General features: G+C 61.4%; 6 protein-coding genes. 5 read left to right on the forward strand and 1 reads right to left on the reverse strand.

The features are described from left to right. Nucleotides 1-441: 441 nt before the first annotated feature. A complete protein-coding gene (gene pvdP, locus ACYYKW_RS25805) occupies nt 442-2,061 on the reverse strand; it encodes a pyoverdine maturation tyrosinase PvdP (RefSeq protein WP_464991519.1) in 1,620 nt (539 codons plus the stop codon). 185 nt (nt 2,062-2,246) lie between these two features. On the opposite strand from pvdP, the gene pvdM reads away from it, so the two are divergent. The 5 genes from pvdM (at nt 2,247) to ACYYKW_RS25830 (ending at nt 10,210) form a co-directional block, all read left to right on the forward strand. Next, complete coding sequence (gene pvdM / locus ACYYKW_RS25810) at nt 2,247-3,617, forward strand: pyoverdine-tailoring dipeptidase-like protein PvdM (RefSeq protein ID WP_464991520.1); 1,371 nt, start codon at nt 2,247-2,249, stop codon at nt 3,615-3,617. Continuing rightward, nucleotides 3,614-4,894: a pyoverdine-tailoring periplasmic protein PvdN gene (pvdN, locus tag ACYYKW_RS25815; RefSeq protein ID WP_464991521.1), complete on the forward strand. Its 1,281-nt coding sequence runs from the start codon at nt 3,614-3,616 to the stop codon at nt 4,892-4,894. The genes pvdM and pvdN overlap by 4 nt, the downstream gene beginning before the upstream one ends. A gap of 29 nt (nt 4,895-4,923) precedes the next feature. Further along, a complete protein-coding gene (gene pvdO, locus ACYYKW_RS25820; RefSeq protein ID WP_464991522.1) occupies nt 4,924-5,832 on the forward strand; it encodes a dihydropyoverdine dehydrogenase in 909 nt (302 codons plus the stop codon). A gap of 148 nt (nt 5,833-5,980) precedes the next feature. Continuing rightward, entirely contained in the window at nt 5,981-7,630 is a 1,650-nt protein-coding gene (locus tag ACYYKW_RS25825) for a cyclic peptide export ABC transporter (protein ID WP_093102912.1), read from the forward strand. A gap of 117 nt (nt 7,631-7,747) precedes the next feature. Next, nucleotides 7,748-10,210, forward strand: a complete 2,463-nt coding sequence (locus tag ACYYKW_RS25830) for a TonB-dependent siderophore receptor (protein ID WP_093102915.1) — start codon at nt 7,748-7,750, stop codon at nt 10,208-10,210. Nucleotides 10,211-11,108 lie beyond the last annotated feature (898 nt).

The following is an 11,108-nucleotide window of genomic DNA, read 5'->3' on the forward strand; positions in this document are numbered from 1 at the left end:
TTGCTTCGCTGCACCTACTTCCGCTGTGTACGACTTCGTCGTACGGTCGCTGCGCTCCCACGCCCGGATCAATCCCTCCGCTCAGCCTTCCGATGTCGCTGGTTAGGCAAGATCAAGATCAAGGGCACTCGAGCTAACGCTCATTGTTGAGTGGTTAGAAGCGCCACATGGCTTGAGATTTTCGGTGGATTCGCCCCTCACCCCAGCCCTCTCCCCCTGGAGAGGGAGCAGATTTGTGAGCCGTTCACAACTTGAGTTCGACTCGAAATCTCAGTCGGCGTATCTCTATCAAACCACTCGGTCAGTCCCCTCTCCCTCTGGGAGAGGGCTAGGGTGAGGGGCTTTTGATTTTGCTTATGCTCTGGCTCTCGATTCTGACGCCATTGCGCTCGGTTCATTTGTGAGAGCGAGCCTGCTCGCGAATGAACGATAACCCAGCCCTCAAGCCGGGCTGGTTTTAGCCTTCAGGTTGCGCGCATACCAAGGTCGCTGCGGCACGCGGCGAAACAAACCTTCAAGTTTTTCTTCGTCGGTGAGGAAGGTGATGCGCAGTGCCAGTTTCATGGTTTCGGGGTCCATTTCTACTGTTTTGCCCATCTGCAGGCCGGGCGTGGGGCTGCAGCCGTGGGTGATCGGGCCCAGCCACGGGTCGTCGATTTCGACCCAGCGCCCAGGGGCGAACCATGGCACGCCATTGACTTGCAATCGCTTGACTTCGCCCGGATGAAAACGTTCGTGGGCGCGAAACCAGTCTTCGATGCGGTCATCGATCCAGCCGTGGAAATACCAGAACGCCGGATTGACGTGCGAGGAAAACGGATCGCCGAGGAAGTCGTTTTCAGGGCGGTACCAGCGCGCGGCGAAGTCGGCCGGATCGCGTGCGAACGGCACCGGCTGGCCATTCGACGGATCGCGCGGCACCGAGGCCCAGCGCATGTGCAGCCAGTCGTGCAGGCCCAGCTCGACCTCGGAGCCGAACTGGCCCAGGGTCAGTCTGGCCAGGTACGCCGGGTCACGGTACTGCGACTCCCAGACCTGGAAGTTGCTCTCATAGGTTTCGGCGGTTTTGATGTCGCTGACCCACTGGCTGAATTCATCGTCGCCGGCGGCGGTCCAGGTCGGCGGTAACGCGGTGCCGTCGTGGTTATCGAAATAGCGGGCAAAACCGAGCCGGTCGCGGATCAGTTCCGGCTGCGGCAGCGGGAAATACTCCCACGACGGCAAATGCTGCATCGAGCGCGCAGTACCCAGCATGTGCCGGTGCATGAAAAAGAAATCGACACCCGAGCCATTACGATCCTTGCGCGGGCCACGGGCATCGCGCTCGTGATCGCGAGGGCCGGGTTGCCAACCGATGCCGCGCAATGCCTCGCGCTTATCCTCGGGGAGTTTGTGCCACTTGTCACGGGTCGCATGCCACAACTGGTGGAACAGGCGATGCTCGGGGGAAATCAGCCACGCCAGCAATGTTTCATTCAGCGGTGTGCGTTCGCGGGCTTCAGGGAACAATTGCTTGACCGCAACGAAACGGTTGTCCTGCACGGGCAAACTCAATGGCCGATCGAGACGCAGCGCCTTGCCGCTGAGGGTGCCGCTGCCGGCATTGCCGAAGTCGGCCCAGACTTCATCGAGGACCATTTCCAGCTCATAGCCGATCTGGCCATCGGCGCCGATCAACCGCCAGCTGAGTTTCGCGGCATCGGCCTTGGCCAGATCGCCGAGAATCCGGTAACGCGGTGTGTCGCCAGAGCGCAAGCGCTGCGGCGTGTCGAGAAAACCACAGACGCCGCGGCCCTTCTGACCGATATCGAGGAACACTTGCAGACCGGTATTCGGCAAGCCTTCAAGGCCGGCATCGGCGCCTTCGAAACGGATATCCCAGACCCCGCGCAAGGCGTTCGCCAGGCGCTGACCGGCCACGTCCGCCACATCGAAAGAGGCTTCGCCCGGGGTGATCGTCGGGTCCGGTCTGGTCCATTCGCGATGCCCGAAATAAGCCGCTGGCACGGCCGCGCCGGTCAGCGCCAGACCGGCCATGAACCATCGTCGAGAAATCTTCATTGCCCTACCTGTGTCAGCCATGAAGCAGGCTTTATCCAAGCTAGAACGTTTGTTGCTCCGGCAAATTTAAGCGGCATGTTCGCCGGCACGCGGCCAGCCTAAATTTCCCCGCCGATCACTCGTTCTTCCCAGATAGCAAAGGCCGCCGCGCCTGCACCTCACTGGCGAACCCGACTGAGATGGCAATGACAAAACCACGTTCGAAAAAGGCTCTATTCATCGGCCTGCCGTTAGCCCTGGCGATCAGCGCCGGCGCCGGCTTTGCCGTGTGGCACCACTGGTTCAAGGACGATCTCGGCTACCCGGTCAAAGTGATGCAACAGGCAGATGAATTGCACGAACGCATGCTGTCCTTCGACAGCCACGTCAGCCTGACGCAGAACTTCGGCACCGATGGCCACGAAGCCGACAAGGACGGCGACGGTCAGTTCGACCTGGCCAAGGCCAATCGCGGGCGACTGTCCGGTGCGGCGCTGACCATCTTCGGCTGGCCGGAAATGTGGAACGGCCCGAACGCCCCGCACAAACCGACGCCCGGCTTCGTCGACGAGGCGCGCAACCAGCAGGAAATCCGCTTCAAGATCATCAGCGGCATGGTTCGCGACTATCCCAATCAAGTCGCCATCGCCTACACGCCGGACGATTTCCGTCGCCTGCACGGCGAGGGTAAATTCGCGATTTTCATCAGCATGCTCAACGCCTACCCGCTGGGCCACGACCTGAACCTGCTGGATCTGTGGACGGCGCGTGGCATGCGCATGTTTGGTTTCAGCTACATCGGCAACAACGACTGGGCCGACTCGTCGCGGCCGCTGCCGTTTCTCAACGACTCACCGGACGCCCTCGATGGCCTCTCGGATCTGGGCAAGCAAGCGGTCAGGCGCCTCAATGATCTGGGGGTGATCATCGATGTGTCGCAAATGTCGAGCAAAGCCCTCGAGCAGGTTGCGCAACTCAGCCGTACTCCGCTGATCGCCTCGCATTCGGCGCCGCGGGCGATGGTCGATATACCGCGCAACCTCAGCGACAAGGAAATGCAGCTGATCAAGAACAGCGGCGGCGTGGTGCAGATCGTCGCATTTTCCCAGTACTTGCGCCCGCTGACCCAGGCCACGCAGGACAAGCTCAACGAGATGCGCAAGGACTTCGACCTGCCACCGCTGCCGAACCTGGCCATGGCCTTGATGCCCGGCGACCCGATCATCGCGGCATGGTCCGAGCAGAAATTCGGCCAGTACGCCAGCCGCCTCTACGGCATCCTCGAGGAGGAGCCCAAAGCCAGCCTCAAGGACTTCGGCAACGCCATCGATTACGCGGTCCGCAAAATCGGCATCGATCATGTCGGCATCAGTTCCGACTTCAACGAGGGCGGCGGCGTCAAAGGTTTCGAAAATGTGGGCGAGATTCGCAACGTCACCGCCGAGCTGATCTCGCGCGGCTACTCCGAAGCGGACATTGCCAAGCTGTGGGGCGGCAACTTCCTGCGCGTCTGGGATCAGGTCGAGAAAGCCGCGAAACCGGCACTGGCCACCGCGCCGGGAACCGCCACGCCATGAGCAATCGTCGTGAGTTTCTCAAGCAGGCCGGGATTCTAGCCGCCGCGCTGCCGCTGGGGGCGAGCCTGCCGAATGTCGCCCGTGCGGCAAGCAACGCACCGCTGCCGCGCAACCAGTGGGCGCAATTGCAGCAACTGTTCGAGCAGGATCCGGACTATCTGCATTTCTCCAACTTCCTCATCACCTCGCACCCCAAACCGGTGCGCGAGGCGATTGCCCGGCATCGCGCCGCCCTCGATAAAAATCCCGGCCTGGCCATGGATTGGGATCTGGGGGTGATAGAACAGCGTGAACAAAACGTGCGGGTCTGGGCCGGCCGTTACCTCGAGGCCAGCCCGAAACAGATCGCGCTGACCGGCAGCACCACCGAAGGCCTGGCGACGATTTACGGTGGCGTGCACGTACGCGCCGATCAGGAAATCCTCACCACCGTCCATGAACATTACGCCACCCACACCACCCTTGCGCTGCGCAGCGAACGCGACGGCACACGGGTGCGCAAAATTCCGCTGTTCAAGGACGTGTTCAGCGCCAGCCAAGCCGAAATTCTGGCCAACATCGACAATGCGATCCGCCCGGAAACCCGCGTGCTGGGCATGTGCTGGGTCCACTCCGGCAGCGGTCTGAAACTGCCGATTGGCGCGATCGGTGCGATCGTCGACAAGCACAATCGCGGCCGCAGCGATGCCGACCGCATTGTCTACGTGGTCGATGGCGTTCACGGCTTCGGCGTCGACAACCTGAATTTCGCGCAGATGAATTGCGACTTCTTTATCGCCGGCACGCACAAATGGATGTTCGGCCCACGGGGCACCGGGATCATTTGCAGCCGCTTCGAAGAGGTGAAATACGTCACCCCGGTGATTCCGACCTTCTCCGAGGCCACCGCGTTCTCCACCACGATGACGCCCGGCGGTTATCACGCCTTCGAGCACCGCTGGGCGCTGGACGAAGCCTTCAAGTTGCATCTGCAACTGGGCAAGGCTGAGGTCGAAGCGCGCATTCATGCGCTCAACAGTTACCTCAAGCGACGCCTGCAACAACGTCCGCAGATCGAGATGGTGACGCCGCTGAGCCCGCAATTGTCGGCCGGTTTCACCTTCTTCCGGGTCAAGGGCAAGGACAGTGACAAGGTCGCTGCGCACCTGATGGCCAACCGCGTGATTGCCGATGCCGTGCACCGCGACGTCGGCCCGGTGATCCGCACCGCCCCCGGCCTGCTCAACGACGAAGCGCAGATCGACCGCCTGCTGGCCGTGCTCGACCAGGCCCTGTGAGCCCCCTTCTTCTTTTAGTGAGAGCCGCCATGAAATCCGTACCACGTCGTTTTCTTCTGCAGCCTTTGCCGGCGCTGATGCTCGGCACCCTCGCCGTCCTGTTGTCGCCGGCTACCGCCCAGGCCAGCACCCCGCTGGCACCCGGCAAGGTATTCAAGGACTGCAAGGACTGCCCCGAAATGGTCGTGCTGCCGACCGGCACGTTCACCATGGGCACCCCGGAGGACGAAGTCGGGCGCGAGCCAGACGAAGGTCCGATGCATCCGGTGACGTTCGCCAAGCCGCTGGCGATCAGCCGTTTCCAGATTCTCAAAGGTCAGTGGGACGCCTACCTCAAGGACACCGGCTATCAAATGCCCGATGGCGACACGCGCCCCGGCCGGGCGTGCAAGGCCGGAATTCCCGACTATCAGGGCAGCGACCCGCGCAAGCAGTACACCGACAAGCATCCGGCGGTGTGCATGGACTTTGCGGAAATCGAGGCCTACGTGGCGTGGCTGTCGAAAAAGACCGGCAAGGCTTATCGACTGGTCAGCGAATCCCTGCGCGAATACGCCGCCCGTGGCGGCAGCAGCGGCCCGTTCCCCTTCCCCTTCGATGAAGGCAAGGAATACAGCATCGCCCGACACGCCAACACCTATGGCGCCGCCGATGGCTACAACTTCACCGCGCCGGCCGGCAGTTTTCCGGCCAACGCCTTCGGCGTCTACGACATGCACGGAAACCTCTATGAATGGACTGCCGATTGCTACAACGAGAACTACGTCGGCGCGCCGAGCGATGGCAGCGCCTGGCTGAGCGGCAAGTGCGAAGTGCGGCGCATCCGGGGCAACGACTGGGGTGAAGCGCCGGTGTTTTCCCGCTCGGGCAATCGCAACGCCACCTACACCGACACCCGCGGCGACTGGATCGGCTTTCGGGTCGCCCGCGATCTGTAACGCCTGCGCCCGGCTAAATTCGCCGTCCTGCCAGCCGTTTTACAGGTGAGCGCGAACCGCCACGGCGCGCCACCGCCCTCTACGTCATCCAGGCGAACTCCGCGCTCCGGCATGCGGGCTTCGCCGCTCCTTCAAGCAGGGAACCTCCATGAGCAAACCAACACGCGGGGTGATCAACGAATTGTTCGCCCTGCTCAAACCCTTTCGGCTGATCGTCATCGTCTCGACCCTGCTCGGCATGCTCGGCGGGCTGAGCGTCACCGCATTGCTGGCGACCATCAACAGCGTGCTGCACAGCGAAGGCGCCGTCAGCAACAGCATGGTCGCGGTGTTCGCCGGGTTGTGCCTGCTGGCCCTGACCAGTTCGATCTGTTCCGACATCGGCACCAACCATGTCGGCCAGCACATCATTGCCAGATTGCGCAAAGAGCTGGGTGAGAAAGTCCTGTCGGCGCCCATCGAGCAGATCGAGCGCTACCGCAGCCATCGGCTGATCCCGGTGTTGACCCACGACGTCGACACCATCAGCGACTTCGCGTTTGCTTTTGCCCCGCTGGCGATTTCCATGACCGTCACGCTCGGCTGCATGGGCTATCTGGCCCTGTTGTCGTGGCCGATGTTCCTGATGGTGGTGGTGGCGATTGCGCTGAGCACGGTCATCCAGTACATCGCCCGCGGCCGCGGCATGCAGGGCTTCATGAAGGCCCGCGACTACGAAGACGAGCTGCAGAAGAACTACCACGCCGTGGCTGAAGGCGCGAAAGAGCTGCGCATCCACCGCCCGCGCCGCCATCGCATGTTCGTCTCGGGCATCGAAGGCACGGCGAACAAGATCTGCGACACCCAGGTGCGCTCGGTGAACATTTTCGTCATCGCCAAGACGCTCGGCTCGATGCTGTTTTTCGTGGTGATTGGCCTGGCGCTGGTCCTGCAATCGTTCTGGCCGAGCGCAGACAAAGCAGTGATCAGCGGCTTCGTGCTGGTATTGCTGTACATGAAAGGCCCGCTGGAGCACCTGATCAGTACGCTGCCGATTGTCAGCCGCGCACAGATCGCCTTCCGCCGCATCGCCGATCTGTCGGAACAATTTTCCTCGCCCGAACCGCACCTGCTGCTCAGCGAGCAGGCGCCGAAAAACAACACGGTACACAGCCTCGAACTGAGCGATGTCACTTACAGTTTCCCGACCGTTGAAGGCGCTGCGCCCTTCCGTCTCGGGCCGGTGAACCTGAAGATCGAACAGGGCGACATCGTTTTCATCGTCGGCGAAAACGGCTGCGGCAAGACCACCCTCATCAAACTGCTGCTGGGCCTTTACGCGCCGCAGCAGGGTGAGATCCGCCTCAACGAGCAGTTGATCGACGCGGCGAACCGCGATGATTACCGCCAGTTGTTCACGACAATCTTTGCCGACTACTACCTGTTCGACGACGTGGTCCAGGGCGATACGCAGATCCCCGAGGACGCCAACAAATACCTGCAACGGCTGGAGATTGCGCACAAGGTCAGCGTGCGTGACGGCGCCTTCACCACCACCGACCTGTCGACCGGGCAGCGCAAGCGCCTGGCACTGGTCAATGCGTGGCTGGAAGAACGTCCGGTGCTGGTGTTTGACGAATGGGCCGCCGATCAGGACCCGACGTTCCGGCGTATTTTCTACACCGAGCTGCTGCCCGATCTCAAACGCTTGGGCAAAACCATCATCGTCATTTCCCATGACGATCGTTACTTCGACGTGGCCGACCAACTGGTGCGGATGAACGCCGGCAAAGTGCTGACCGAGCTGCAACCGGCCTGATTGTGAAAAATGTGTAAAAAAACTGTGTCGAGCCTTTCCGGTTTTCGGAGGGCTCAACGTCTTATCTACAGTTAATAGAAATAGTTCTCAGTCAACACTTTGAAGAGTAGAAGAATAATGCCCGCACCGCACGGACTCCACCCGCTCGCCAAGGCTCTGCTGATCCGCCGCTCCTTGCGTTCCACTTTGCCGGCGCTGTGCGCCATGGCCCTCACGCTGCCGATCGTCGGTCAGGCACAGGCTGCAGCCGTGGCGATCAATATTCCTGCACAGTCGCTGGGGAGCGCTTTGCAGGAATTCGGTCGCCAGACCAACCTGCAAGTGCTGTACAGCCCGGATGAAGTCAGTGGTCTGCGCAGCAGCGCCGTCAGCGGCACCCTCGAACCGACGGCCGCGATCGCGCAGTTGCTCAAAGGTACCGACATTGCCTACAGCGTCGACGGCAACAACGTCGCCCTGCGCTCGCGCAGCAACAGCGGCACCAGCCTCGACCTCGCACCGACGAACATTTCCGCCACTGCCGAATCGGCCTGGGGCCCGGTCGACGGCATCGTCGCCAAACGCAGCGCCACCGGCTCCAAGACTGATACCGCGATCAAAGTCATCCCGCAGACCATCAACGTCGTCACCCAGGACGAGATCAAGATGCGCGGCTCACAATCGGTCACCGAAGCCCTGCGCTACACCCCGGGCATGACCGGCGGCGGCTTCGCTGACCGGGTGAAGATTTTCGACGAACCGACCTCGCGCGGCTTCTCGCCCACCCCGCTGTACCTCGACGGCCTGCACATGCCCTATGGCGGCGGCAGCACCGGCGGTTCGCTGCAGATCGACCCGTACACCCTGGAGCGCATCGAAGTACTCAAGGGCCCGGCCTCGGTGCTGTACGGCCAGAACCAGCCCGGCGGTATCGTCAACATGGTCAGCAAGCGCCCGACCGCCACCCCGCTGCACGAAGTGAAAATCGGCGGTGGTAGCTATGACCGTAAATACGGCGCCTTCGACCTCGGCGGCCCGATCGACGATCAGGGCGAATTCCTTTATCGCCTGACCGGTGTGGTCAACGACAGTGGCTCGGCGATCGATTACGCCAGCCAGAACCGCATGCTGCTCGCGCCGAGCCTGACCTGGCTGCCGAACGACCGCACCACCATCACCGTATTCGGCCAGTACCAGAAAGACCACGACGTACCGGAAGCCCAGGGCCTGCCGGCATTCGGCACGGTCAAGAGCACGTCCAACGGGCGCATCGGCCGCAGCCTGTTCATCGGCGAGCCGGACGTGAACAAATACCACCGCGAGCAATTCGTGGTCGGTTACGAGGTCGCGCACGAACTCAACGACATCTGGACCTTCAAGCAGAACGCGCGCTACGCCGACGTCAACGACCAATATGTCGCGCCGCTGCACGGTTATTCATTCCCGACCAACCCGGTGACCGGCCTCGACGACAACAGCTTCCAGAGCCGCTACGCGGTGGACTGGTCGCAGCACAACAAGGTCTACGGCATCGATAACATCGCCCAGGCCAAGTTCAACACTGGCGAACTCGAGCACACCGTGCTGCTCGGCGTGGACTACTACCATTTCAACTCGAAGTTCCTCGGCCTGTACGACCGCACCGCGCCGGGCATCGATCTGTACAACCCGGTATATGGCAGCGCGATCAACTTCCGCCAGCCCTACAAGTGGGACAACACCATCACTCAGACCGGCCTGTACGCCCAGGACCAACTGCGCTGGAATCAGTGGTTCCTGACGCTCGGCGGTCGTTATGACTTTGCCGAAACCGATAACAAGCAACCCCTGAGCGGTGGCCACAGCAACCAGAAGGACGAGAAGTTCACCGGCCGCGCGGGCCTGGGCTATGAATTCGCGAACGGCATCACGCCATACGTCAGCTACGCCGAATCGTTCCTGCCGCAAACCGGTACCGACCTGAGCGGCAGCGCCTTCGAGCCGACCACCGGCAAGCAGTACGAAGTCGGTATCAAGTACGAACCGACCTTCGTCGACGGTTTTATTCAACTGTCGGCTTACCAGATCGACCAGGACAACATGCTGACCACCGACCTCGACAACCCGGGGTTCAGCGTGCAGAGCGGTACCGTTCGTTCGCGTGGCGTGGAACTGGAAGGCAAGGTCAACGTCACCCAGAACCTGCGCGTACTCGCCGCCGTGTCGCGTAACCAGACCAAATGGCACAGCGCCAACGATGGCCGCGAAGGTCGCACCGTGGCCATGTCTCCGCCGCTGACCGCGTCGGCATGGGTCAACTACGACTTCGATATTTCCACGGCGCTGGCCGGTTTCGGCATGGGTCTGGGTGCGCGCTATGTGCAGCAGAGTTACGGTTCGGACTACGAGTCGGATTCTTTCCAGGTGCCGTCTTACACCGTGTATGACGCGATGGTTTCCTACGATCTGGAAAAATCGCCACTGCATGTCAAGGGTGTGAAATTGCAGGCCAACCTGCAGAACCTGACCAACGAGAAGTATGTGGCTGCGTGTAATAGCACGCTTGACTGCTACTACGGTGAGAGCCGGACGATGACGGCTGATGTGACTTACAACTGGTGAGGCTTTCAGCGCTTTGAGTTTAAAAAAACGCCGGCGATTGCTGGCGTTTTTTTTTGCGCTTGGCGGCCTTTGGGCCGGCCATGCTCTTGGGTTTTGGGTTTTGAGTTTTGAGTTTTGGGTGAATATCCGTTTTTTTGGGTGCTGCGGCTGGCGGTTTCGCCCTTACGGCGAGGCACTTTTTCCAAACGCCGAAAAAGTACCCAAAAAGGCTTGGCCCCGGCGTACGGCCCTCGCAGGCTCGGGTTCCTTCGCTCCGGGACCGATCCGGGCGCAGCGGCTACGGTTTGCTGCGCTGCACCTACTTCCGCTGTGTCTGGCTGCGCCAGACGGTCGCTACGCTCCCACCCCCGGATCGATCCCTCCACTCAGCCTGCCGAAGGGGCCGGCACGGCAGGATCAAGAGCACTCGAGCTGGCGCTCATTGTAATGAGTGGTGGGAGCGGGGGTCTGGGTTGGGGGTTGGGGGTTGGTTTGGTGTGGAAGATTTATGGTTATGAATGCGGATTACCGATTCGTGCGTGCAGACCCTGCAGATCAAAAGCCCCTCATCGGAACGCCGCCCGCCTAGCCCTCTCCCCGAGGGAGAGGGAACTGACCGTGGTGGATGCGAGAGTTACGCCGAGGTGAAATACCGAGTCGTACGTAAACTTTGAACAGCCCACAAATCGGCTCCCTCTCCCTCCGGGAGAGGGCTGGGGTGAGGGGCAAATCCACCGAAGATCTCAAGCCTTGCGGCGCTTCTAACCACTCAACAATGAGCGTTAGCTCGCGTGCTCTTGATCTTGATCTTGCGTCACCGGCGACATCGGAAGGCTGAGCGCAGGGATTGATCCGGGCGTGGGAGCGCAGCGACCGTCTGGCGCAGCCAGACACAGCGGAAGGAGGTGCAGCGAAGCAA

This window comes from Pseudomonas sp. 15C (assembly GCF_055484735.1).

Coding starts and splice junctions, on each gene's coding strand:
- ACYYKW_RS25830 (WP_093102915.1), top strand. CDS start 7,748: ATGCCCGCACCGCACGGACTCCACCCGCTCGCCAAGGCTCTGCTGATC.
- pvdN (WP_464991521.1), top strand. CDS start 3,614: ATGAGCAATCGTCGTGAGTTTCTCAAGCAGGCCGGGATTCTAGCCGCC.
- ACYYKW_RS25825 (WP_093102912.1), top strand. CDS start 5,981: ATGAGCAAACCAACACGCGGGGTGATCAACGAATTGTTCGCCCTGCTC.
- pvdM (WP_464991520.1), top strand. CDS start 2,247: ATGACAAAACCACGTTCGAAAAAGGCTCTATTCATCGGCCTGCCGTTA.
- pvdP (WP_464991519.1), bottom strand. CDS start 2,061: ATGAAGATTTCTCGACGATGGTTCATGGCCGGTCTGGCGCTGACCGGC.
- pvdO (WP_464991522.1), top strand. CDS start 4,924: ATGAAATCCGTACCACGTCGTTTTCTTCTGCAGCCTTTGCCGGCGCTG.